The 23,776-nt window shown below is 69.2% G+C and carries 16 protein-coding genes; 9 read left to right on the top strand and 7 right to left on the bottom strand.

Annotation, left to right across the window (positions count from 1 at the left end):
* Positions 1 to 109: 109 nt before the first annotated feature.
* The gene (locus tag QDR37_RS05140) at positions 110 to 1,150 is read right to left on the bottom strand and encodes a LacI family DNA-binding transcriptional regulator (protein WP_279712520.1); all 1,041 of its coding nucleotides are present in this window, start codon (positions 1,148 to 1,150) and stop codon (positions 110 to 112) included.
* 444 nt (positions 1,151 to 1,594) lie between these two features.
* Here QDR37_RS05140 and QDR37_RS05135 point away from each other — a divergent pair, with 444 nt between their 5' ends.
* The gene (locus QDR37_RS05135) at positions 1,595 to 3,160 is read left to right on the top strand and encodes an FGGY-family carbohydrate kinase (protein ID WP_279713557.1); all 1,566 of its coding nucleotides are present in this window, start codon (positions 1,595 to 1,597) and stop codon (positions 3,158 to 3,160) included.
* Positions 3,161 to 3,250: 90 nt separating this feature from the next.
* Here the strand turns inward: QDR37_RS05135 and QDR37_RS05130 are convergent, their stop codons facing one another.
* The 5 genes from QDR37_RS05130 to QDR37_RS05110 all read right to left on the bottom strand — a co-directional run bounded on the left by QDR37_RS05130 (position 3,251) and on the right by QDR37_RS05110 (position 10,351).
* Positions 3,251 to 5,416, bottom strand: coding sequence for an alpha-galactosidase (locus QDR37_RS05130; protein WP_279712519.1), 2,166 nt, complete (start codon positions 5,414 to 5,416; stop codon positions 3,251 to 3,253).
* A gap of 191 nt (positions 5,417 to 5,607) precedes the next feature.
* Positions 5,608 to 6,531: a carbohydrate ABC transporter permease gene (locus QDR37_RS05125; RefSeq protein ID WP_279712517.1), complete on the bottom strand. Its 924-nt coding sequence runs from the start codon at positions 6,529 to 6,531 to the stop codon at positions 5,608 to 5,610.
* Between the two features lie 4 nt (positions 6,532 to 6,535).
* Entirely contained in the window at positions 6,536 to 7,468 is a 933-nt protein-coding gene (locus QDR37_RS05120; RefSeq protein WP_279712516.1) for a sugar ABC transporter permease, read from the bottom strand.
* Between the two features lie 79 nt (positions 7,469 to 7,547).
* Complete coding sequence (gene ugpC, locus QDR37_RS05115; RefSeq protein WP_279712515.1) at positions 7,548 to 8,783, bottom strand: sn-glycerol-3-phosphate ABC transporter ATP-binding protein UgpC; 1,236 nt, start codon at positions 8,781 to 8,783, stop codon at positions 7,548 to 7,550.
* Positions 8,784 to 9,088: 305 nt separating this feature from the next.
* Positions 9,089 to 10,351: a sugar ABC transporter substrate-binding protein gene (locus QDR37_RS05110; RefSeq protein WP_279712514.1), complete on the bottom strand. Its 1,263-nt coding sequence runs from the start codon at positions 10,349 to 10,351 to the stop codon at positions 9,089 to 9,091.
* A gap of 642 nt (positions 10,352 to 10,993) precedes the next feature.
* Here QDR37_RS05110 and QDR37_RS05105 point away from each other — a divergent pair.
* Positions 10,994 to 12,124: a LacI family DNA-binding transcriptional regulator gene (locus QDR37_RS05105; protein WP_279712513.1), complete on the top strand. Its 1,131-nt coding sequence runs from the start codon at positions 10,994 to 10,996 to the stop codon at positions 12,122 to 12,124.
* Between the two features lie 54 nt (positions 12,125 to 12,178).
* Here QDR37_RS05105 and QDR37_RS05100 read toward each other — a convergent pair whose 3' ends face one another.
* Positions 12,179 to 13,201 (bottom strand): Gfo/Idh/MocA family oxidoreductase, encoded by a 1,023-nt coding sequence (locus QDR37_RS05100; protein WP_279712512.1) that lies wholly within the window; start codon positions 13,199 to 13,201, stop codon positions 12,179 to 12,181.
* A 385-nt stretch (positions 13,202 to 13,586) separates the two neighbouring features.
* On the opposite strand from QDR37_RS05100, the gene QDR37_RS05095 reads away from it, so the two are divergent.
* The 7 genes from QDR37_RS05095 to QDR37_RS05065 all read left to right on the top strand — a co-directional run bounded on the left by QDR37_RS05095 (position 13,587) and on the right by QDR37_RS05065 (position 23,582).
* Entirely contained in the window at positions 13,587 to 14,360 is a 774-nt protein-coding gene (locus QDR37_RS05095; protein ID WP_279712511.1) for a hypothetical protein, read from the top strand.
* 728 nt (positions 14,361 to 15,088) lie between these two features.
* Positions 15,089 to 16,351, top strand: a complete 1,263-nt coding sequence (locus QDR37_RS05090; protein ID WP_279712510.1) for a sugar ABC transporter substrate-binding protein — start codon at positions 15,089 to 15,091, stop codon at positions 16,349 to 16,351.
* Between the two features lie 1,478 nt (positions 16,352 to 17,829).
* Positions 17,830 to 19,269 (top strand): APC family permease, encoded by a 1,440-nt coding sequence (locus QDR37_RS05085; protein ID WP_279712509.1) that lies wholly within the window; start codon positions 17,830 to 17,832, stop codon positions 19,267 to 19,269.
* A gap of 41 nt (positions 19,270 to 19,310) precedes the next feature.
* Positions 19,311 to 20,066, top strand: a complete 756-nt coding sequence (locus tag QDR37_RS05080) for a DeoR/GlpR family DNA-binding transcription regulator (protein WP_347882094.1) — start codon at positions 19,311 to 19,313, stop codon at positions 20,064 to 20,066.
* A gap of 21 nt (positions 20,067 to 20,087) precedes the next feature.
* Entirely contained in the window at positions 20,088 to 21,617 is a 1,530-nt protein-coding gene (locus QDR37_RS05075; protein ID WP_279712508.1) for a GMC family oxidoreductase, read from the top strand.
* A gap of 31 nt (positions 21,618 to 21,648) precedes the next feature.
* Positions 21,649 to 22,680 carry an SIS domain-containing protein gene (locus tag QDR37_RS05070; protein WP_279712506.1) on the top strand — a complete coding sequence of 344 codons (1,032 nt, stop codon included), beginning with the start codon at positions 21,649 to 21,651 and terminating at the stop codon, positions 22,678 to 22,680.
* The gene (locus tag QDR37_RS05065) at positions 22,677 to 23,582 is read left to right on the top strand and encodes an ROK family protein (RefSeq protein WP_279712505.1); all 906 of its coding nucleotides are present in this window, start codon (positions 22,677 to 22,679) and stop codon (positions 23,580 to 23,582) included. The genes QDR37_RS05070 and QDR37_RS05065 overlap by 4 nt, the downstream gene beginning before the upstream one ends.
* Positions 23,583 to 23,776 lie beyond the last annotated feature (194 nt).

Raw genomic sequence — 23,776 nt, 5'->3', positions numbered from 1 at the left:
GAGGTGCAGGGGACATCCGGATCGCAGCCCCGCGCGGGAGGCAGGACCCCGGCGCTCGCCGCTCCGCGCCCCGGCAGGCTGCAGGGGGCTGCGCCGGGTGGCGTGCGGCTCAGCGACCCGTCGAGCCGGGGATGGGGGCCGTCGAGCTGCGCAGGACGAGCTCCGGCTGGAAGGCGGCGTGGACCGGCTCGCCGGGTTCGGGATGGAGCAGCATCGTCGCCGCCAGCTGCCCCATCTCGAACGAGGGCTGCCGGACGGTCGTCAAGGCCGGCGACAGGGCGCGCGCGAACTCGACGTCGTCGTAGCCGACGAGGGAGAACTCCTCCGGCACGTGACGCCCGCGGGCGAGGAGTCCGCGGAGCACCCCGAGCGCGACGAGGTCGTTCCCGCACATGATCGCCCCACCGTCCGGGATCAACGCGAGCACCCGGTCGACGGCCGCTTCGCCCTGGTCCGCCGTCAGATCACCGACGACGACCTCGAGCAGATCCTCAGGGGACGCCCCTGCGTCCTCGAGCGCCTCGAGCGCGCCCGCCCGCCGGTCCCGGCTCCACGAGACGGTCCTCGGGCCGTTGACGAGCACGATCCGGCGGTGTCCCAGCGAGAGGAGGTGAGCCGCTGCGACGCGACCGCCCGCGACGTTGTCGCCGTACACGGAGGGGATCGACGAATCGGCGAGGGCGTGCTCGAAGATCACGACCGGGACATCACGCTGCAGGTACGCCGACAGGCTCGCGCTGCCCGCTGCGGACGGCGCGTACAGCAGACCGTTCACCTGGCGGCTGAGGAACGACAGCAGGGCTCGGTCCTCGCGAGCCGCGTCCTGATGGGTGGAGCTCACCACCGGGAAGACCTCCGCCTCGTCGGTGACCGACTCGATCCCGCGCAGCACGTCCCCCCAGAACGGGTTGCCGACATCGGGAAGGACGACACCGAGGAGCTCGCTGCGACCGCTCCGGAACTGCACCGCGGCGTGCGAGCCCACGAAGTTGAGCTCCTTGATCGCGTTCTCGACCCGCTCCCGGGTGTCCGGCGCGACGGCATGGGGACGGTTCAGCACGTTGGAGACGGTGCCCATCGACACCCCCGCCAGGGCGGCGACATCGCGCAGGCCGGCGGGCTTGCGTCGAGCAGTCGGGGCATCAGCCATTGCAGCACCTTCTCGAGTGGATCCCGGAGACCGGTCACGGGCCCGGGCCCATCCAAAACCTCGACTCGACGTGTCGTCCACCCTAGCGACCGCGGCTTCTCGCTCGCCGGTGGGCCACGAGCGCTGGGCGTCTCGACGGTCCGCCCTCCGATGCACGACTCTCGTGGTCGCTCCTCGGTGACGTCGGGTGGATCGGGGGTTCCCGAGGCGCTCCGGTCCCGGTGCGGAGCGGGTGGGCCTGCAGGCGGGCCATACTTCCTCCGCGGCTCCTCACGGCCTTCGTCGTCGACCGAGCCGCTTCCGCGATGGGCGGCGGGGCGGGGAACCGCGCCGCGCCCCACCACAGCGGTTCGCCCGGAACGACAGGAGCAGCACGTGAGCCATGCGGACGACCAGGCCGGCTGGGGGACCACCGAGGGGCTCCGGGAGGCGGCGAGGACGACGATCGCGCACGGCCGAGCCGTGCTCGGGATCGAGCTGGGTTCGACGCGGATCAAGGCCTGCCTCATCGGCGAGCGGTCGCAGGTGCTGGCGGCGGGCGGCCACGAGTGGGAGAACCGGTTCGTCGACGGCGTGTGGACCTACACGCTCGAGGACGTGGAATCGGGGCTGCAGGAGGCATATCGGGACCTCGTGGCCGACGTCCGACTGCGCTACGACGTGGGCATCGAGTCGCTGGCCGCGATCGGCGTCTCGGCGATGATGCACGGCTACCTCGCCTTCGGCGCCGACGGTCGGCTGCTCGTGCCGTTCCGGACCTGGCGCAACACCTCCACGGGTCCCGCCGCCGCGGCGCTCACCGAGCTGCTCGGCGTGAACATCCCCATGCGCTGGTCGATCGCACACCTGTACCAGGCGATCCTCGACGAGGAGCCGCACGTGAAGGACGTGGCTGCGCTCACCACCCTTGCGGGATTCGTGCACCAGCGTCTGACGGGGCGTGCCGTGCTCGGGGTCGGCGACGCATCCGGGATGGTCCCGATCGACCCCCGCACCCACGACTACGACGAGACGGTGCTGCAGCGGTTCGACGAGCTCGTCGCCGACCGGGCTCCGGCTCTGCGCCTGCGCGCGCTGCTGCCCGAGGTGCTGGAGGCCGGGGCGGAGGGCGGCCGGCTCACCGCGAGCGGTGCCGCGCTGCTCGACCCGACAGGCGCGCTGCGCGAGGGCGCGCTGCTGTGCCCGCCCGAGGGGGATGCGGGCACCGGGATGGTCGCCACGAACTCCGTCGCCCCGCGCGAGGGCAACGTCAGCGTCGGCACGAGCGTCTTCGCGATGGTCGTCCTCGAGGGGCCGCTCGAGCAGGTGCACCACGAGATCGACCTGGTGACGACCCCCGCCGGGGACCCGGTCGCCATGGTGCACTGCAACAACGGGGCCAGTGAGCTCGCGGCCTGGGTGGGCCTGTTCACCCGGTTCGCCGAGGCCTCGGGCACCGCGCTCGCCACCGACGCGGTGTACGAGGTGCTGTTCCGGGAGGCGCTCGCCGGCGAGGGGGACGCGGGCGGGCTGCTCGCCTACAACCTCCTCGCGGGCGAGCCCATCGCAGGACTGCGCGAAGGACGGCCGCTCGTGCTGCGCACCCCCGACAGCCGATTCACGCTCGCGAACTTCATGCGGGCGCAGATCTACGGCGTCTTCGGCGTGCTGAGCCTCGGCATGCGGGTGCTCGCCTCGGAGGGCGTCCGGCTGGAGCGGATGCTCGCCCACGGCGGCCTGTTCCGCACACCGGGCGTGGCCGAGCGGTTCCTGTCGGCCGCGCTCGCGGCGCCGGTCGCGGTGGGGGAGCAGGCCGCGGAGGGCGGGGCGTGGGGCATCGCCGTACTGGCGGCCTACTCCGCCTCGCACGCGCAGCTCGACCTTGCGCGGTATCTCGACGACCATGTCTTCGCCGGTGCCGAGGTTCGCACGGTCGAGCCCGCGCAGGACGACGTCGCCGCCTTCACGGCCTTCCTCGAGCGCTACCGCACGGGTCTGGCCGTCGAGCGCAGCGCGGTGGAATCCGCGTGACCGAGGCCGGAGGTCGGACGCCGGCGTCCTGTCGTCGGGCCGGGGGCCCGCCGCCCGGGCGCTGACGGCGCCGGCCGGATCAGCGGCGGTTCACCGGTCGAGCCTCCGGATCGTGAGCAGCTGCGACGAGTGCGTGCGGGGCACGGTGACCTCGACGCCCTCCTCGGCGAGCTGCGCGCCCGACCGCTGCTCCACGCCTCCGCCGTCGTCCACCTCGACCGAGTACGTGGACGTGGGATCCAGCCCGGGGACCCGGAAGACGGCCGCCGCCTCCCCGCTCGCCAGGCGGAAGCAGAAGACCACTGCTTCGCTCGCGTCGTCGGCCACCATGGCGGCGGCGCACCAGGTCCCCGATCCGTCCCGCGGCGGAGCCGGGGTCAGCCGGTGCAGCTCGCCGAGCTGGATGGTGGTGCGGAGCTCCTTGTAGCGGGCCAGATGATGCCGGGCCCGCGCGAGCCAGCCGCCGGGGACGTGCTCGAGGTCGGCGCTGACCCCGATGTTGCCGAGCATCGCGACCCGGAAGCCGAAGTCCGTGTCGTAGGCGGGCGGCTTCCGTGCAGGGGAGGACTCGCCCCCCGGCCGCAGGCCGGGGTACGTGATCCAGTTCTCGCAGACCCGCTGCGGCAGGAACGACGTCCCGGCCATGAACATCGACAGTCGCGCGAACTGGTCGGTGGTGTCGCTCAGCCACACGGTGTCGGTGCGCTGGAGCATGCCGAGGTCGATCCGTCCGCCGCCCCCGGCGCAGTTCTCGATGATCAGCGACGGAAAGGCCCGCCTCAGCTCGTCGAGCAACCGGTAGTAGTTCGACACGTGCCGCCAGGAGAGGTCCCGCCCGGGTCCCGACGCGCCGGACGGGTCGGACAGCTCACGGAACGGCTGGTTCAGGTCGGTTCGGAGGTAGTCGAGCTCGTAGCGCTCGATCAGCCTGAACAGGTCGTTCCGGACGTGCGCGTACACGTCGGGGCGAGCGAGGTTGAGCAGCATCTGGCCGTGGGCGGTCGGGTTCGGCCCACGGACGGTCTGGAAGACCCACTCCGGATGCTCGCGGAACAGATCGGAGTCCGCGGACACCGCTTCCGGCTCGACCCAGAGCCCGAACCGCATCCCCCGCCTCCGCGCCTCTCGGGCCACCTGCTCCAGACCGAGCGGGAACGCCTCCGGGCGCGGGTTCCAGTCGCCTTCGTGCGTCAGGAAGTCGAACCCGGCCTGGATGTCGGTGTACCAGCCGGCGGTGACGATGAAGAGCTCGACGCCGATGTCGGCCGCCCGGCCGACATCGGCGATGAGCGATTCGGCCGTGATCCCGATGCCGGAGTTCACGTACCAGCCCTCGAAGATGATCGGCAGCGTGGGGTCTCCGGGCCGTACCGGCAGGACCGAGCCGTTCACGTAGCGGTGCATGGCCCTCGCTGCGTCGTCCAAGCCGCCACGGGTCACGCCGAGCACGGCTGCGGGCGTGGTGAAGACCTCGTCCGGTTCGAGGACGTGGTCGAAGTCGAATTCATGCATCCCGCCGACCACGGCGAGCGAGTGGCTGAGGTCGGTCTCGAACCCGAGCTTCCAGTTGCCGGACCACTCGAGCGCGCCGAACACGATCTCGCCGTCGGCCGCGTTCTCCAGGGCGAACCACGGTTGATGCTTGTGCCCGGTCATGCCGCGCCGGCTCTCGATCACCTTCCGACCGGCGGTGAGCACCTCGACGACGGGCTGCAGCTCGAGCAGGCCCTCACCCGTGAGGTGGTGCAGCACGTACTCCGCGGGCCGCATGCACACCGAGAACGTCGCCGCCTGCTCGAGGTGCGCCGGGGAGGCGCCCAGGTTGCCGATCTCGGCCCAGCGGCGGACGGTGCCGCTGCCGGGCGAGAGCCGGTAGTTGAGCCGCACCAACAGCTCGTGGAACCGGTCGTGCAGCTCGATGACCAGGTGCTCGCCCGTGATGTCGTAGGAGCCGAACCGCAGACCGACGTCCCGGTCCGCGTCGCCGAACGACACGGCGAGCGTGGTCTCGGAGAAGACGTACGGACCTCGGGCCGGGTACTCGAGGTCGAACCGCAGCTCCCACCACTCCTCCAAGAACCGGGGCTCGGGATCTGGGGGCGTCGACCACCCGTCGGAGGTGGTCAACTCGCGCCAGGTGCTGCTGCCCAGGTACCGGGTCCGGAGCCGGTCGGAGTCGTCCAGTCCGAGGATGTAGAGGAGGTCGCCGTCCTCGAGGTGCCACTCCCGTCGCTCGGGGTTGAACCGTACTGCCATGCGGATGCTGCCTCTCTCGGGGTGCGACGTCGTCGCACCGCTCGGTTCGCGTCGGGGCCGGGCGCCGAGGCGCATCCATGGCAGCGCGCCCTCGATGCCCGGCGTGCTCGGGTGCAGAAAGACGGTCCCGCTCCCCGCCCTGCGGCAGGGGGCGAGGAGCGGGACCGGTGACAGAACGCTCTGGCGGAGCGTCAGCCCTTCAGACCCACCGACGCGATCCCGCCGATCAGCTTCCGCTGAACCACGAAATAGATCACGACGGGCGGGATGATCGACAGCAGGTTGGCGGCCATGAGCAGGTTCCAGGGCGTGCCCGCGCGGGTGACCAGGTTGGCCAGGCCGATGGGGATCGTGAACTGGCTGTCGTTGTTCAGGTAGATGAGCGGGCCGAGCAGGTTGTTCCAGTTGTAGATGAACGTGAACACCGCGCAGACCGTCAGCACGGGCGTGCTGAGCGGCAGGACGATGCGCCAGAAGATCTGCCACCTGTTGAGCCCGTCGACGAGGGCCGCCTCGTCGAGCTCGCGCGGGATGGTCCGCATGTACTGGCGGATGAGGAAGATGTAGAACGCGGTGCCGCCGAACGCCGGGGCGATGAGCGGGAGGATCGTCCCGTACCAGCCGATCTTGAAGAACATGAGGAACTGCGGAACCATCAGCGCCTGCCAGGGGATCAGCATGGTGACGATGAGCACGTAGAACAGCGGGCCGCTGCCTCGGAACCGCAGCCGCGCGAACCCGTAGGCGACGAGCGAGCAGGAGATCAGCGTCCCGAGGATGTTGCCCCCCGCGATCACCAGCGTGTTGAAGGTGTAGCGGGCGAACGGCAGCGTGTCGAACAGGGCGCGACGGAAGTTGACCCAGTCCCAGTGGTCCGTGGGCAACCACTGCGGGGTCACCGTGAACACCGACACGAGATCGGGCTTGAGCGCAGCCGTCAGCATCCACGCGACGGGAAGCAGCACGAAGGCGGACAGCGCGAGAAGGATCACGTATGCGGCGCCCTTCAGGACCGCCCGCTTCCCGCGGCGCCGGATGAGGGTGGCGAGGGGGTAGGCGCGGTTCCGTCCAGCCCCGTCGGCGTCTGGTCTCGGCTTCGCCGTGGCGACACTCATGGCTCTACCTCTCGCTTTCCGGGTCGTACTCGTAGTAGACCCACCGGCCCGATGTCCGGAAGATGATCAGGATGACTGCGGCGGCGGCGAGGACGAGGATCCAGGCCATGGCGGAGGCGTAGCCGAATCGGCCGCCCACGAACCCCGCGTTGTAGAGGTTGATCAGGTAGAACCGCAGCGAGTCCCCGACGCCGCCCTGGCTGCCGCCGAGCACGTAGGCCGTGTCGAACACCTGGAACGCGTCGATGAGCGACGTCAGCAGCACGAACAGCAGGGTGGGGGTGAGCATCGGCAGCGTGACGAACCGGAAGCGCTGGAACGCGCCGGCACCGTCGATGCGCGCCGCCTCGTACAGCTGCGCTCCGATGTTCTGGAGGCCGGAGAGATAGATGATCGCGCCGCCTCCGATGCCCCAGAGGCCCACGAGCACGATCGAGGGCACGGCCCACGAGGGATCCTGCAGCCACCGCGGAGGCGAGCTGATGCCGATCTGGCGCAGCACGTCGTTCACCGCCCCCGTGTCCGGGTTGAGCATGGCCACCCACAGCACCGCGACGGCGACCCCGCTGAGGATCGACGGGATGAAGAGGATCGTGCGGAAGACGGTGATGCCGCGGATCTTCAGGTTGAGCAGCAGCGACAGCAGGAGCCCGGTGACGAGGTACAGCGGGACGGACAGGACGATGTACTTGAGCGTGACGCCCACCGAGACCCAGAAGGTCCGGTCGTTGAAGAACAGCTCGGCGTAGTTCTGCAGGCCGATCCACTTCGGCGTCGACAGCAGGTCCCAGTCCATCAGGCTCAGCACGACGGAGATCGCCATCGGCGCGAGCCAGAAGAGGAGGAACCCCGCGATCCACGGCGCGATGAAGAGGTACGCGCTCCGTTCCTCGCGCTTCCGGCTGCGTCCGAGCACCCTCCTGCGCGGCTTCGTCATGCTGCTCCTTTCGGGCCGAGGGCCGACGGCCTCGTCGGTCGCTTCGCCGCGGGGCGCTTCCCGCACGCTGCCGCGCGTGTCAGTTCGTGACATGGACAGCAGCCCGTGCCTCGGTGCCGAGGGCTCGCCCGGTCGCCGGGTCGAACAGGTAGAGCCGAGTGGTGTCGACCACGAGCTCGGCCATGTCGCCGACGCGTGACCTCGATTCCGGGTCGACGCGAGCCACGAACACCGACCGCCTGCTCTCGAGCTGCTCCTCGAGCGCTTCCAGGACGTCCGGCTCCTTGTCGGCGTGGATCTCCTTGATGTCCTCGTTGAGGACGGGCGGGGCGTCGACCGTGAAGTGCAGCAGGATCTCGGACCCCATCTCCTCGCGGAGCTCGATCGGGACGCGCAGCCGGCTCCCCTGGGGGGCGGACGTCTCCACCGAGGCGTCGGAGATGTGCTCCGGCCTGATGCCGACGATGACGCTGCGCCCGACGAAGGCGCGGACGGAGTCGGCTGCCTTCAGCGCCTCTCCCACCACCAGCCGATGTGAGCCGAACTCGACGACCAGATCGTCGTCGGTCCGCTGCAGCCTCGCCTCGACCATGTTCATCCCGGGCGAGCCCATGAAGCCGGCCACGAAGAGGTTGGCCGGGTTGCGGTAGAGCTCCTGCGGCGTGTCCACCTGCTGCAGGACGCCCAGTCTCATGACGGCGGCCTGGTCGCCCAGCGTCATGGCCTCGGTCTGATCGTGCGTGACGTACACGGTGGTGGTCCCGAGCTCCTGCTGGATGCGGAGGATCTCGGAGCGCATCTGGACTCGCAGCTTGGCGTCGAGGTTCGACAGCGGCTCGTCCATGAGGAACGCCTTCGGTTCGCGGACGATGGCCCGTCCCATCGCCACGCGTTGCCGCTGGCCGCCCGACATCTCACGCGGACGCTTCTTGAGCAGCTCCTCCAGGCGCAGGATCTCGGCCGCTTTGTGCACCCGCCGGTGCATCTCGGCCTTCGGCACCTTCCGGATGCGCAGACTGAGGGCCATGTTCTGGTACGCCGTCATGTGCGGGTACAGGGCGTAGTTCTGGAACACCATCGCGATGTCCCGCGCACCCGGGTCGAGGTCGTTCACGACGTCCGACCCGATCCGGATCGTGCCGGACGTGAGGTCCTCGAGCCCCGCGATCATGCGGAGGGCCGTCGTCTTCCCGCAGCCCGAGGGACCCACGAGGGCGAGGATCTTCCCGTCCGGGATGAACAGGTTGAGGTCGTTCACGGCGAGCGTGCCGTCCTTGAAGGCCTTACTGACGCCGATCAGTTCTATCTCAGCCATGCTGCTTGCCTTTCGCCTGGTGAGGTCGAGTCGCATCGATGGAGTCCGACCATCGCTTCGCTTCGACTCCGTGTGTTCGCGGTTCCATCGGTTTCCCCCTGATTCACGTCCGACGCGGAGCACCCGGCTCTTCGAGCTGAGGGCATGCCGGCCGCTCTGATCGGCGACTCGTGGCGCCGCGTCGGTCGACGGGGGCGCTGTCGTCTCCGGGGCCAGAACGGCGTTCGCGCGGTGCCGGGCTGCATCTCCCGAAGACGGGAGATGCAGCCCGGCGTCTCGCCCCTGTGGGGCAGGGGCGAGACCTCTTACTTCTGCGCCGCCTTGTCCCAGACCTGCCAGGCCTTGTTGAGGTTGTCCTGAACCGCTGGAACCGCGTCGGTGTACGCCTGCTGGGCGGTCTTCTTGCCACTCGTGACGTACCCGAACGCGTCGAATGCCGGCCCGTAGACCGACCACCGGTCCGGGATGAACACGGGAGGCCGTGCGTGCTTCAGGATCTCCAGCCCCTGCAGGCGGCCGGGGATGCCGTGCGCCCAGTTGATGTCCGACGCGACCTTGAGGTCCAGTGGCGGATCTCCCGTGATCTCCGACCGGATCCGCTGACCCTGCGTGGCGACGAACGCGACGAACTCCTTCGCCTCGGCGGAGTGCGCGGACCCCTTGAAGACGCCGATGCCATCGGTCCAGATGCTGAAGTACGGCACCTGCCCCGGCTGCGTGGGAACCGGCGCGAAGCCGTAGTGGATGCCGGCCTTCTCGTACTTCTTCAGGTTGTCGAGCCCGGCGATGACGGACGCCAGCTTGCCCTCGGCGAAGAAGTCCTCGCCCTGCTGCCAGGGGTCGAACGCCGAGCTGAGGCTCGGGGCGCACTTGTGCTTGATGCCGTCCGCGAGGGTCTGCATGGTGGAGATGGTCTGCGGGCTGTTCATGTGCCCGGCGACCGTCTTGCCGTCGGAGCTCGCGTACATCTCCCACGGCAGGAACGTCACGGGGTCGCCGTATGCGGTCCCGTACACGCCCTTACGGGTCAGCTGGCACGACTCCTTCACGTACTGGTCGACCGTGATCGGTGGCCACGCCGGCGGCGGGGTGATGTGGGCCGCCTTGTACATGTCCGCGTTGTAGAGCAGCATCACGGCGCCCGTGTACGTGCCGAGGCAGTACAGCTTCCCGTTGTAGCTGCACGACGGCTCGGTGTTCGGCTGGGACGGGTCTCCGACGATGCCCTTGTTCCAGTTGGCCACGTCGATGTGGTCCTTGGCCGCGACGTCGTCGAGGGGCAGCACCCGCCCGGCGCGCATCCATGTGCGGCTCGCCATGTCACCCACATCCGGCGGTGAACCCGCGGCCAGCGCCGTGTCGATCTTGGTCGGGTACTGGGCTTCCGGGTAGCCGGTGAACTGCACCTGGATGTTGGGATGCAGCTTCTCGAACTTCGCGATGATGGCTTTGGACGCCTTATCGGTGTTCTCGGCGACGCCCCAGTACTTGAGCACGACCTTGCCGCCGCCGCCGCTCGAGCCGTTGGAGGCTCCACTGCATCCGGTCAGTAGGAGCGTCGCGGTCAACACCGCCCCTAATGCCGCATTTCGTCTTCGCATCAGATTACCTCCACGATCCTCGTCGACCGCCTATCGTCACCTTTGACCACCAAAGGTGAGCCAGAGCCTCCGGCGGATCGCGCCGCCCGGAGTGCGTGTTCGTTCCCTCGATCGAGGGCATGTGCGAGCCGGCGCACGGCTGGTCGCGTCGCTCCGCCCAGCCCGCTCGCGGCTGCCGATCGGACCGGGCGCACCGGTTCCGGTCTCGCCGAGGCCGCTCGGGTGCCGACCCGCTCCGTCGGCCGGCCGCGCCGTTCGGAGTCCACGCGCCCGGCCGTCATGGCACGCTGAGTGGCCGCCGCGCCCGGTCGCACTGGGATCTCCATGCTTCGTCTGTTCCTCTTTGAACTCGACTTCATCCCGGTCCCGTCGGCACCGGCCGACGGGCATAGGGCAGGGATTCATACGTAAAAACACCCTGGGCTCGCAAAGTAGCATGCGCGGGGGAGGCTGTGCTACTTCTCCGCGGGATCGCGGGTCGTGTCGTTACATTCCCGTGTCATCGGCGGCAGTCATTCCGGCAGTGGAATGCGCCGGCGCCCGAGGCCGGCCCGATGGGAGATGCCGGAATCACTTCGGTGGCGGTAGCACCGCCCCTACCATGACCCCGTGAGCACCAGCGGGAGCGACGGCGGCGCCCCGCACGCCGCGGAGAGGCCGCCGCTCGAGCCGCAGCGGGGCGGCAACGGTCGGCGCCTCAACTCCCACATGGTGGCCGCGCTCGCGGGCGTGTCCCAGGGCACGGTCTCCAACGTCCTGAACCGCCCGGAGAAGGTCGCGAGCGCGACCTACGACCGGGTGATGGAAGCGATCGAATCCCTCGGGTTCGTGCCCAACCAGTCGGCCAGAGACCTGCGTAACGGCCGCGGTTCCGCGATCGGCATCGTGGTGCTCGACGTCGCGAACCCGTTCTGGGGCGAGCTGGTGCGCGGCGCCGAGGAGGTCGCGACCCGCCACGGTCGGGCGGTGATCGTCTGCAGCTCGGACGGGTCGCCCGAGAAGGAGTGGCAGGTCCTGAAGCTGCTCGAGTCGTACCAGGTCGACTGCGTGCTGATCGCCCCGGTCGATGTCGCTTCGCCGCACCTCGCCGCGCTCCGGAGGCGCGGCACCGACGTCGTCCTGCTCGAGCGAAGCGCCGAGAACGACGGGCCCGCGATCGGGGTGGACGACGTGCTCGGCGGCCGTCTCGCCGCCGAGCACCTCCTCGAGATGGGCCACCGACGGCTGGCGTTCGTGAACGGTCCCCACACCATCGCCAGCTGTCGGGACCGCGCGCAGGGCTTCCTCGAGGTGTTCGCTCGTGCGGGTTGTGGCGCCGCGGTCACCGAGGTGGGGGTGCCGACTCTGACCGCGCGCGAGGGTGCGCACGCGACGGATGCGCTCCTGCGGCTGGAGCCGCGTCCGACGGCGGTGTTCTGCGCCAACGACGTGATCGCGCTCGGCGTGCTGAGAGGCCTGGCCTCGAGGGGGATCCCGGTTCCGGAGCAGGTCTCGATCGTCGGCTACGACGACGCGGATTTCGCGGCGCTGCTGTCCCCGGCCCTCACCACCATCCGCATCGATCCGATGGAGATCGGTCGCCGCGCGGCGACCGTGGCCCTGGGGATGTCCGAGGATGCCGATGGGTCCGCAGCCGATGCCCTCGACCCGTTCCTGGTCCGGCGGGAATCGGTCCGACGTCTCGTGGATCCGCTCGAGAGCGAGGCCGCCCTCAGCGCGGAGCCGTCCGAAGGCCGGTGACGAGCCCGGGGGAGGGGGCGCGACCGCCCGGCGTCGCCCCGCCCTCGCGGCGCCTCAGTCGGCTGCGAAGCGCAAGCCGATCGAGTGGCGCCACTCGTCGAGCACTCGCATGTTGCCGACGGTGTCCGCTCCGGTCATGAAGGCGGATTCGCCGTGTGCGGCGCAGCGCGCGAGCTCGTCGGCTTCGGCGGCGTACAGGTCCTCGCCGGTGGTGGCCCAGATCTCCTCGTGGCCCTCCCGGTTCCGCAGGCCGATCGTGCCCGGTCGGGTCGGCCCGGGGAGCCAGGGCTGGTCCATCGTCAGGACTCCTCTGGACCCCCAGACGGTGACGGTGTTGGGAAGGTCGCTGATGATCGAGCACTCGATGCTCGCCACCACGCCCGACTCGAACTCGAGTGTGGCGCGAGCCCCGAGGTCGACGCCGGCGTGGTCGCTGACGAGGCCGGCGCCGAGCACCCGGCTCGGATCGGCGAACGGGCGGCCTTCGGCCGCACCGGCGACGAGACGCGCCATCGCCACCGTGTAGCACCCGACGTCGAGGATGCTGCCGCCGGCCAGCTCCCGGCGCAGGAGGTAGTTGTCCGGAGCCGGCCCCGCGTCGTACCCGAACGACGCATCGACGGCCCGGACCTCGCCGATGGAGCCGTCGCGGATCAGTGCGAGCATCCGGCGGGTCTGGGAGTGGTAGCGGAAGGCGAAACCCTCCATGAGTGCGACCCCGGCCCGGCGTGCGGCCGCCACGGCGTCGGTCGCCTGCCCGGCGGTGACGGTCAGAGGCTTCTCGCACAGGATGTGCTTGCCCTGCTGCGCCGCCGCGACGATCAGGTCGAAGTGCGTGGTGTGCGGCGTCGCGATGTAGACGGCGTCGATCTGCGCGTCGGCGAGCGCGGCTTCGTATCCCTCATGCCAGCGGTCGGCGCCATGGGCCTCCGCGAACCGGGCAGCCGACGACGCGGACCGGCTGCCGACGGCGGCCAGGCGCCCCGTCGCGCTGCTCCGGAGGGCTTCGGCGAAGATGCGGGCGATCTTCCCGGTGCCCAGGACGGCCCAGCTGATCTCGCCACGCGTTCCGGTCACCTGCACACGCTCCCGAGCGCCCACGTCCGACCGCACGGAAGGGGTTCGGTGCGGCGCCCGGTTCTCGTGGCGCGGATGCCAAACGGGTTGAACCGGTTCAGATCGAACGTAGAGCCGCGCCGGCGCCAGGTCAAGTGCGCTCAGGACCCGTGACGGCGTGGGCTCGGTCCGTCCTCGCGACGCCCGCTGGCGACCGTCCTTGACGGGCGAGGCAGGCTCGTTACAGTGGAATGAACCGGTTCAGCCACGTCGACTCCGCCTGCCCGGGCCGGGTGCCGCACAGGCCCTCACCGGGACGTGCTGTCCGTGCTCCGCCACGGCCGGCACCCGGAAGGCCTCGACGGAGGCCGACGACAGCACGGCGTCGCCGAGATTGGAAGTGGTCATGAACATCACCGATACCGCCCTCGACGCGGCACCGGGCATCAGCCGGCGCGACTACACGGAGTGGGTCAGGGGAGCGGCGGCGCTGGCCGAGGCGCTGCGCTACTCGATCCAGCCGTCGATGATCAACGACGGCACCGGCATCGTGTTCGGGGACTCGCAGTACGAGGCCTTCCGGCGCGGGCTGTGGTCCCCCGAGGCCTACGAGGTGATGGTCATCTTCGAGGCGCTGAACGAGCCCGCGGTCGACGGCCTGCCGCGCGGCGCGGAGCCGTTCGCGGAGTACGGGGGGCTCTGCGACAAGCTGATGATCCTGCACCCGGGGAAGTACTGCCCGCCTCACTTCCACCCCCGCAAGACCGAGTCGTACGAGGTCCTCATGGGCTCCATGGAGGTCTTCTACGGACCCGACGGCGTGCCGGGTCCGGACGAACGTCTCCAGGTGTCTCCGATGCCCCGGGGCTCCGAGTGGCCGGCGGGCGTCGAGCTGCCGAAGGGCCGTGAGGCGACCTACTCGAGCCTGACCAGCTTCATCCGTCTCGAAGTGGGCGACCCGAAGTTCGTGATGCACCGCAACCACCTGCATGCCTTCCGGTGCCCGCCCGACTCTGCGACACCGCTCGTGGTGCGGGAGATCTCCACCTACAGCCACGAGCCCACCGAGGCCGCGCGCGACAAGGAGTTCCCGCTGGACTCCTGGCGCACGATCAACGACAACGTCTTCCTCAGTGACGAGGCGAACACGGGGCGCCTGCGCACGGAGTTCCGGCCCTAGCCGAGGGCGCGGGACCTCCGCGCGCTCCGGGGAGAGGGCGGTCGCTCTCGCTTCCGACGCTCGACCGGGCGCGCGGTCCAGGTCTTGGGCGACGAGATAACGACACGGACGCAGTTCCGCCGGAATCGAGCAGGCCCCTTCTGGTCCGTGCTACTTTCCGGCATTCATACGTATGAATATGTTCGGCCCGTCCGTGCTGAGCATGTCGACCCGCAGTCGAGTTCGAAGAAGAACAGGCGAATGATGGTTGCAGCGATCTCGAGCCCCGGCGCTGCCCGGCTCCCCGGCTGCTCGTCCACCCGAGCCTCCGCTGACGTCCGTGGGGTGAGGACCGCCGTCGGAGCGGACGCGCGTGACCACGCGCCGGCTCGAACCGGCCCGCAGCCGCACCCCGGGAGCGTGCGTGAGCGTGAGCCCGGGGCGTTCAGGGCGTTCAGCGCGACGGTCGAAGGACCCGCTTCACGAGCTCCCTGGGTGGCCCTGGTCGAAGGAACGTCGTCGGCACCGCCTTCCCGGTGAGTGCAACTGGATCACGCATCCGGCGGAGCGGGCGACACGTGCCCAGGCCCGATCCGCGGCTGCACGAGCAACTTCACTTCCGCGCCGGCGCGCATGCCGAGTCGCGGGGGAGCGAGGCCCGCCTTTGAAGGTCAAGGGTGTGGATGGACGGTCGAAGAGGATCGTGGAGGTATCGAATGCGCAGACGAAGCGCAGCTGTTGGACTTCTGGTGGCGACAGGCCTGCTGCTCACCGGATGCAGCGGTAGCGGAGCACCGAACAGTTCGAGCGGCGGCACGGTCGTGCTCAAGTTCTGGGGGGTGGCCGAGAACACCGACAAGGCGTCGTCGCAGATCATCGCCAAGTTCGAGAAGCTGCACCCGAACATCCAGGTGCAGTGGACGGGGTATCCGGAGAGCCAGTACCCGACCAAGATCAGCACGGCGTTGGCTGCCGGTTCCCCACCCGACATCGGTGACATCAGCAGCCGGAACTGGATGGCGGCCGGTCGCGTCCTTCCTCTCAACGACGTCGCCGCGAAGAATCACATCAACCTGGCGAACTGGAACAAGGGCATCGTCGGAGACCCGTCCCGTCCGAACACCGAGCCCGCCTGCAGCTACAACAACAAGCTGTACTGCCTCGGTACCTACACCGGGGCGATCGTGCTGCTCTACAACAAGGACATGTACAAGGCTGCGGGGGTGACGCCGCCGCCGGCCTGGCCGCCCATGACCGTCGACGAGTACGTGAAGACGGCCTGCAAGCTGACCCGTAAGGGCGTATACGGGACCGCCTACGGCGATCCGATCACCTTCCTTCCGTGGGAGATGTACGTGAGCGGTGACGGCAAGACGGTCGCGGGCCACATGAACAGCCCGCAGACCATCGAGACCGCGCAGACCCTCGCTGAGGGCATCAAGCACAAGTGCGCGCCCTCGCTGAGCAGCGCGTTCGATCCGTGGGCGCAGGGCGAGGACTACTTCGCGCAGGGCAAGCTGGCGAGTGTGATCGCGAACTTCGACAACCTCACGCGGTACGAGAAGTCCGGCATCAACTACGGTGTCGCGGCGATCCCTGCTCCGGCCGGCGTCGACCCCTTCTTCAGCATCTGGACCGACGGTATCGGCGTGTTCAAGGGGACCGCGCACCCGACGGAGGCCAAGGAGTTCGTGGCGTTCGCCGCCACGCAGGGCCAGCGCATCCGGTCGCAGATCACGGGGAACGTTCCCCTCGATCTCAAGGTGGCGAGCCAGATCAACTGGGCGCAGGGCAAGCCCGGTCGCGAGGAGGGCCTGCAGATCCTGACGCACTCCCGTCCGCCCGTCTTCGTTCCGGACCGGTGGACCGTCTACGGTCCCGAGTTCGACGCGTTCGGGTACCTCACGAGTGGCAAGAAGACGGCCAAGCAGGCGTACGACGACGCAGTGCCGGCGGTCCAGGACAACCTGAACAAGGCGTGGCAGGTCTGGGACAACGCCGCGGGCAAGTAGTGCTGTGGATCGGGTCCCCTCGTGGGGGCCCGATCCACTAGCTCGGCCGACCTGCCACGTCTCCCAGCTCGCCTGGGAGACGTGGCAGGGAACGAGAGCGATGCTCGCGTCGCACCGTCGATCCGACCTCGACGACGATGACTCGGACGCGGTCGCGACACCTCTCGATGAGGCCCCGCGGCCGCGAGTGCGTCCGGACGCCGGCGCGATGCGGCTCACGGTGACCGGCATCGACGCCGTGCTCGAGGCGACCAGCGTCATCGTGCCGCGTCGGGTACGGCGCTGCGCGTCAGACCGTGGACGCCGTCCACCGGGCAGCGGGCCTCGAACCGCGGTGACGTCCACATGCTCGGGCTGTCCGATGGCGACGCCTGCCGTGAGATCGGCGACACCGCTGAGGGCGTGACGCACCCCCAACAGGCCACGGGACGACGAAGGCGGCCCCGAAGGGCCGCCTGTGGGTGTCGAGCTGCCCGGAGGACCGGGCCGGTAGCGGGGGCGGGACTTGAACCCGCGACACCACGATTCGAGTTCGCGGGTACGAAAGGGTTCGTCCGGAGTCGCTCCTCGTGTCGAGAGGTGGCGCGAGCCAGTGACTCCGTGTCTCAGGGCTTCGCAGGACCTCCTACGAGGTCGTCCGAAATATACGAAGTAAGTGCGGGATATGAGTTCGAGCAGCGGCTGCTCGCGCATCGTCCTGCCCCCGGTCGGGATCGGACCTCGTCGTCGGCGGTCGCAGGATCGCCATGCGCGTGGAGTCACCGCCCCGTCGGTTCCGGGCGTTCGCTCCGATTCAGGAAGGCCCGCGTCGCTCGTGTGAGGCCCGGGCTCCCGCACACACCAGCCCCGAAGGCGGTACTGCGCGAGCCCGACGTCGACGACGCTTCTCTTCGCACTGTCCGGGCCTCGGATGGAAGGCGCGTCGCGCGCGAGTGCAGGGCGGACCGGCCTTGGCAGATCGACGGATCGCCGACGCGCGACCTGCGCCTGCGATAGCGGCGGCGGGCGCTCGGCCGGTCGCGGGAGGAGGCGGGCGATGCCGACGGGCAGAGAAGAGGTGCCGTAGATCGGGTTCGGGCTGTGCAGCGTCGCGCTCGGAACGCTGCCGCTTGCTGCTCCGCGCGCGATGCCCCGCTTCGCCGCGTCTGCGGACGAGGGCCGAGGTCGAGGCACTGCTGCGCGCGATCGGCGTTCGCGAGCTTCTCGCGGGGACGGGTCTGCTCGCCATTCAGCGAGCCCGCGTGATCGTGCGGCGCGCGTGGCGCAGGACGCGATGACGTGCCGCTCGCCGTCGCCACCAGCGCGACGAAGCGGGGAGGACCGTGCCGAGATGAGCCAGGTGCCCGCCTTCCAGACCGGGATCCACCGTCACCGGCCGTGGTTGTTCGTTCCAGTGTTCGGCGACCCTTGACTCGAACACGCAAGGTGACATACTGCACAGACACCGTGTTCAGTTGGTTTGGTTCAAAGGAGAGCACATGACCGCGCAAGCCACCTACGGCGTCGAAGAGCCGCAGCTCAGCACAGGACTGCAGAAGGGGTCGATCGGCCTCGGCGGAGCGCTCATGCAGTCCGTGGCTCAGATCTCGCCAACGCTCGGCATCTTCTACACGATCGCGTTCACCACGGGGCAGTCCGGCATCACCGCACCGCTCACCTATCTCGCCGCATTCCTCGTCTGTCTGATGATCGCGGTTCCCATGCTCGGCCTCGCACGGCATCTGCCCAGCGCCGGCGGCTTCTACACCTACGTCTCAGCTGGCATCGGGCCGCGTGCGGGATTCATGACGGGCTGGCTCTACGCGATCATGGTCTCCGTCGTCCCCGCCGCCCTCGCCGCGTTCACGGGCGCCGTGCTGCAGGACGAACTCGACGGCAAGTACCACGTCGGCATTCCCTGGTGGGTCTACGCGACGGTCATCCTCGCGATCTGTCTCCTCTGTGCGTACCGCGGAATCGTCATCTCGATCAAGTTCCTCGTCGTCATGAGCTGCTTCGAGATGGTCGTCGGCCTCGCCCTCGCGCTGTCTGGGCTCCTTCTGCCCGGCAAAGGTGGCGTGAACCTCGACGGGTTCAACCCCCTCAACATCCACAACGGCTCCGGCTTCTTCCTCGCCATCGTCCTCTCGATCTTCGCCTTCACCGGCTTCGAGTCCGCCGCCGTCGTTGGCGAGGAGTCCCGTGACCCCCGTCGCATCATCCCTAAGGCGATCATCGGCTCGCTCGTCCTGATCGGCCTGTTCTACTGCGTGACGGCCTGGGGTCTGCAGATCGCGTGGGGCACTGATCGACTCAGCAGCCTCGCCAGCTCCCCGACGGCACCGGCGTTCGCGCTCGCCGATCGGCTCTTCAACGGCGCGTCGATCATCATCCTCATCGCCCTCGTCAACTCCGGCCTCGGGGTGTGCATCGCTTGCACGACGAGCGCGACCCGCACTCTGTACGGCATCGCCCGAACCGGAGCGCTTCCGTCGTCGCTGGCTCGCACACAGCAGAAGCACCACACTCCGGTCGTCGCGGTGTTCGTGCAGTCGGCCGTCGCGTTCGTCGTCTGCCTCGCAGTCGGGCTGCCCCTCGGCCCGTACAACCTCTTCAACCTGCTGGGCACGACCGGCACCTTCGTCTACATCCCGATCTTCATCCTCATGAACATCGCGGCGACGCGCTTCTTCTGGATGAGGCACCGGAACGAATTCAGCATCTGGTCGCATGTCGTCGCCCCGATCGTCTCGACCGTCGCGCTGCTGCTCATCGCGTACAACTCTCTCGTCCCGCTGCCCGCGTTCCCGGTGCTCCTGGCGCCCTTCATCGCGATCGCCTACGTCCTCGCCGGGTTCGCGATCCTCTTCGGGCGGAACCTGCGCTCCGGCCAGCGCGATTGGATGGCTCGCGCCGGCGAACTCCCCGACGTCGAGTAGGCGTCACGACCGGCAAGTCGATCGATCAGGAGCGACGACCCATGAATGCGGACACCCGCCAGCAGATGATCCTCGAGCAGCTCTCGCGTCGCGGTGAGGTCACGATCGGTGCGCTCAGCTCCCACCTCGAGGTCTCCGAGATGACGATCCGGCGCGATCTGAATCAACTCGCCGCTGCGGGGCTGCTCATCCGTACCCATGGTGGGGCGACCGCGACGGTGAGCGGCAGCTTCGAGCCCCCGTTCGCCGTCCGGGCGCGCGCCAACTCGGAGGCGAAGCGACAGATAGCGGGTGCCGTCGCCGATCAGATCCGCGACGGTCAGACGATCATCCTCGACGGCGGGACGACTGGCCTCGCCGTCGCACGGGCGCTCGTCGGCCGGGCGATCACGGTGTGCGCGCTGAACATCACCATCGCTGCACTGCTCGCGGACGATGCCACGACCCGCGTCATGGTCCCGGGCGGCGTCGTCCGCACCGGCGAACACAGCCTCATCGGCTCGGAGGCCGAAGCGGCGTTCCGCGGGTACCGCTTCGACCTGTTCGTCATGACCGCGTCCGCGGCGTCGGTCGCGGGGTTCACCGAGTGGAACGCCGAGGACGCCGCCGTCAAGCGGGCTGCACTCGCTGCCAGCCGCCGCACGATCGTCGCCATTGACGCTGCCAAGTTCGGCAACGAGGCGTTCTCACGCATCTGCGCCCTCGACGAGGTCGATCTCGTCGTGACAGACGACCAACTCCAGCTCGACGACCGAAGCCAGCTCGACCAGGCCGGCATCGAGCTTCTCATCGCTTAGCACTCTGAAGGGAACACGAACATGTCTCACGCGGCGCTGCCCCAGGCAGTCGACATCCTCGTCATCGGCGCAGGCACCGGTGGCGCCGCTGCCGCCGGCGTACTCGCCGAGTTCGGTGATCGGAGCGTCCTTCTCGTCGAAGCCGGTCCCGACTACGGTGCCGCCGACTCCGGGAAGTGGCCGAAGGACATGCTTGATGCCCGCTGGATTCCGCTCTCTCACGACTACGACCTCAAGACGGCACGCACGAGCGGGGTCGGCGAACTCGATCTCCCGCGGGCCAAGATCGTCGGTGGCTGCTCCTCCCACAACGGCTGCACCGCCTCCGTCGGCGCACGCGCCGACTACGACGACTGGGCTTCCCGAGGTAACCCGAGCTGGACGCCCGACGCCGTTCAGCCGATCCTCGACTGGGTGCACGACCGCTTCCGGGTGCGTCGCTACCGCATGGACGAGCTCACGCCACCTCAGCACGCCTTCGTCGAAGCGGGTGTCGCCGCGGGGCTGCCATTCGCCGACGACCTGGACGACATCGCGGCCGGCGAAGGCATCGGGCCGATGCCGGTGAACATCGTCGACGGTGTCCGGTGGAACAGCGGTTTCGCGTTCCTCGACCCGGTACGGAGCCGTGAGAACCTCACCATCGCAGCGGACACCACCGCCGAGCGACTCGAGATCGCGGACGGCCGCGTCATCGCCGCCGAACTGACCACCGGCGGCACGACGACGCGCGTCACGGTCGGCACTGTGGTCCTCGCTGCCGGCGCCTACCACTCGCCGGCGCTGCTGCTGCGCTCCGGCGTCGGGCCGGCCGACGAGCTCCGTGCCCTGGGCGTCGACGTCGCTGTCGATGCGCCCGGCGTCGGCAAGCACCTGCTGGACCACGAGTGCGTCCAGCTCGACTTCGCCGGCCAGCCTGGGCTGGTCGATCGACTCGCTGCCCTTCGGTGGAATCCAGACGAGCAGACCGTGGGGCGCGCCAGGTCGAGCGTCTGTGACGACGGCCCCTACGACATCCACGTCTTCATGGTCGCCGGCGCCAACACCGGTCACCCGGGTCTGCCCCCGATCAGCCTCTACGGCGGCGCGATGCGCGCACGCTCTGAGGGCTCGGTCACGCTCCCCGCCGATCTCGACGTCGCCCGCCCGGTCGTCGACCACCGGTACGGCAGCGACCCGGAGGGCCACGACCGGACTGTCCTCCGCGAGGCCCTCAACCTGCTCGAACGGATGGTCGTCCAGCCTGTCCTCGCCGACGTGCTCGGAGCGCGCGTCACGACGAGCGACCCCCTCGACGACATCGTGAACTACTGCCACCCCGCCGGCACTTGCAAGATGGGACCGGCAACGGACTCCATGGCGGTCGTCGGCGACGACGGCCGGGTCCACGGCGTGGAAGGGCTGTACGTCGCCGATGCTTCGATCATGCCGTCGATCACGCGCGGCAACATCAATCTTCCCACCGCCATGATCGGTGCTCACGTCGCCGCCCGGCTGCTGGGAAAGGACCCGGCGGCTCTGTTCGCGCGCGCCGAACTCGTCCAGCACTGATCCGTTGAACACGAAGGCAGGAACGCATCCCGTGGCTGAGATCACTCCATTCGAAGCCGATATCGCCGAACAGCCCGACGCCCTACGGCGGCTCATCGGTAGCGCTGATCAGCGCGCCCTGCGCGAGCTCACCTCTCGTGAGTGGGGCCGGATCGTATTCACAGGGATGGGCAGCTCCCACTTCGCGGCTCTGCCGGTGTGGCGACGGCTCGTGGGCGCCGGGCTGCCGTCATGGGCCGTCGACGCCGGTCAGCTCATCGACAACCGCGGCCTTCTCACCGCCGACACGCTGCTCATCGCGACGTCGCAATCAGGCGCGAGCGGTGAGATCGTCGAACTCCTTCATGGCGCCGGAGCGCCGACGGTCGGCGCGATCGTCGGTGTGACCGCCGATGACGAGAGCCCGCTCGCCCGCGCCGCCGACGTCCACCTCCCGCTCCTCAGCGGACCCGAGGCGACGGTCAGTACGAAGAGCTACCTCAACACGCTCGCGGTGCACGCTCGCATCGGCGCCGCGTTCCTGAAGGACGACCTCGGTGCGCTCGACGCTGAGATCGCCGTGACCGCCGACGCCGTCGCGATGGTCATCGACGGGCTCGATGTGAGCGGTATCGGCGCGGAGGTCCGTGACACCGCAGCACCTCGCCTCGCCGCAGTCGGGAAGGGCGACGCCTCTGCAACCTCCCTGTTCGCCGGCCTCATCACGAAGGAGAGTTCGAAGGTCCCTATCGAGGGATACATCGGCGGCCAGTTCCGGCACGGCCCCTACGAGCTCGCGGGCCCCGGCTTGATCGCATTCCTCTATGGGCTGTTCCAGCGCAGCACCGATTCCTCGATGGAGCGGCTCGCCCAGGACCTCGTCGACAGCGGCTCGCGCGTGGTGCTGATCGGCGACGCGCAGCTGGACGGGGCCAGCACGCTCCGAGTCCCCAGCGGATCGTCGCTGGTAGGTCTTGCGACCTCGTCCGTCGCCGCCGAACTGATCGCGGTGGACATCGCCCGGGCGCGGGGGGTCACCCCGGGCGCGTTCGCGTTCGGCAGCAAGGTCACGACGACCCTGTGAGCGACAGCGTCGGGCGGGTCCGTATCGGTATCGACATCGGGGGTACGGGGACGCGGGTCGTCTCCATCAGCGGCGACGATCGAGTGCAGGACTCGGCGAACTTCCCGACGCCGCCGGCAGGCGGCGCGGATCCGCTTCAATTCCTTTCGAATGCGATCCGTTCAGTTGCGGGCGGAGCGACCATCGCTGCTCTCGGCATCGGCGCAAGCGGCCCGATCGACGCCCGAGGGGTGATTCGGAACCCCGACACGCTGGAGGCCTTCACGGGGGTCGACCTGCTTGAGCCCCTCTCCCTGGAGTTCGGGATCGGTGCGCGGATCGACAACGACGCAGTCACCGCGGCTCTGTACGAAGCTCATCTCGGTGTCGCGGCCGGTGCACCGAGCGTGCTCGTGATCACATTGGGCACGGGTGTCGGCGTCGCGCTCATCCTCGACGGGACCCCTGTGCGCGGCGCGGACGGTGTGCACCCGGAGGCCGGGCATCTGAATGTGAACGTCGCGAACTGCCAGTGCTACTGCGGGCGCGACTCCTGCTGGGAGCAGGCCGCTTCCCGGGCCGGGCTCGAACGTCTTGCAATAAGAAGTGGGCGTGCAGAGCTGACAGCCCTCGCCGACACCGCTCGTACCGGGGACGCCGCGGCTCGTGGGCTGTTCGAGATGTATGGCCTCCGGGTTGCGATGGGACTGTCAGACCTGGTGGGCATCTACAGGCCCACAACCGTGGTCTTCGCGGGCGGCTCGACCCGGTACTGGGATCTCATCGAACACGGAGTCCGCGAAGGGCTGGCGGCCACGCACTCGGCTCCCGAACCCCAGATCCTGCTTTCGAGCGCAGGGCCATACGGCGGAGCGATCGGGGCGACGCTGTTCGATCGGGAACCAGGTGCATCGAAGAAGTAGGGCGAGGCTGAACACGAGGCCAGCGGGCCGCAGATCGAACCCGAAGAGGGGTGCGGAAACGCGCGGCGGTCGTTGTGCCCGTGCGCAGCGTTCTCGGCTGCTCGCCTCCTTGCCCGACGCACCCCTGCAGGCCGCTCCGCCTACTGCGTCGAGCCGACCGTGGTGTTCGTCGACGGCTTCTCCGTGCCGAAGCT

Source organism: Amnibacterium sp. CER49, assembly GCF_029846255.1.
Taxonomy (GTDB): domain Bacteria; phylum Actinomycetota; class Actinomycetes; order Actinomycetales; family Microbacteriaceae; genus Amnibacterium.
This window is presented reverse-complemented; position numbering and strand designations above follow the sequence as displayed.

Excerpts from the sequence above, each read along its gene's own strand:
- QDR37_RS05125 (WP_279712517.1), bottom strand. The coding sequence starts at position 6,531 with ATGAGTGTCGCCACGGCGAAGCCGAGACCAGACGCCGACGGGGCTGGA.
- QDR37_RS05085 (WP_279712509.1), top strand. The coding sequence starts at position 17,830 with ATGACCGCGCAAGCCACCTACGGCGTCGAAGAGCCGCAGCTCAGCACA.
- ugpC (WP_279712515.1), bottom strand. The coding sequence starts at position 8,783 with ATGGCTGAGATAGAACTGATCGGCGTCAGTAAGGCCTTCAAGGACGGC.
- QDR37_RS05130 (WP_279712519.1), bottom strand. The coding sequence starts at position 5,416 with ATGGCAGTACGGTTCAACCCCGAGCGACGGGAGTGGCACCTCGAGGAC.
- QDR37_RS05140 (WP_279712520.1), bottom strand. The coding sequence starts at position 1,150 with ATGGCTGATGCCCCGACTGCTCGACGCAAGCCCGCCGGCCTGCGCGAT.
- QDR37_RS05095 (WP_279712511.1), top strand. The coding sequence starts at position 13,587 with ATGAACATCACCGATACCGCCCTCGACGCGGCACCGGGCATCAGCCGG.
- QDR37_RS05080 (WP_347882094.1), top strand. The coding sequence starts at position 19,311 with ATGAATGCGGACACCCGCCAGCAGATGATCCTCGAGCAGCTCTCGCGT.
- QDR37_RS05075 (WP_279712508.1), top strand. The coding sequence starts at position 20,088 with ATGTCTCACGCGGCGCTGCCCCAGGCAGTCGACATCCTCGTCATCGGC.
- QDR37_RS05120 (WP_279712516.1), bottom strand. The coding sequence starts at position 7,468 with ATGACGAAGCCGCGCAGGAGGGTGCTCGGACGCAGCCGGAAGCGCGAG.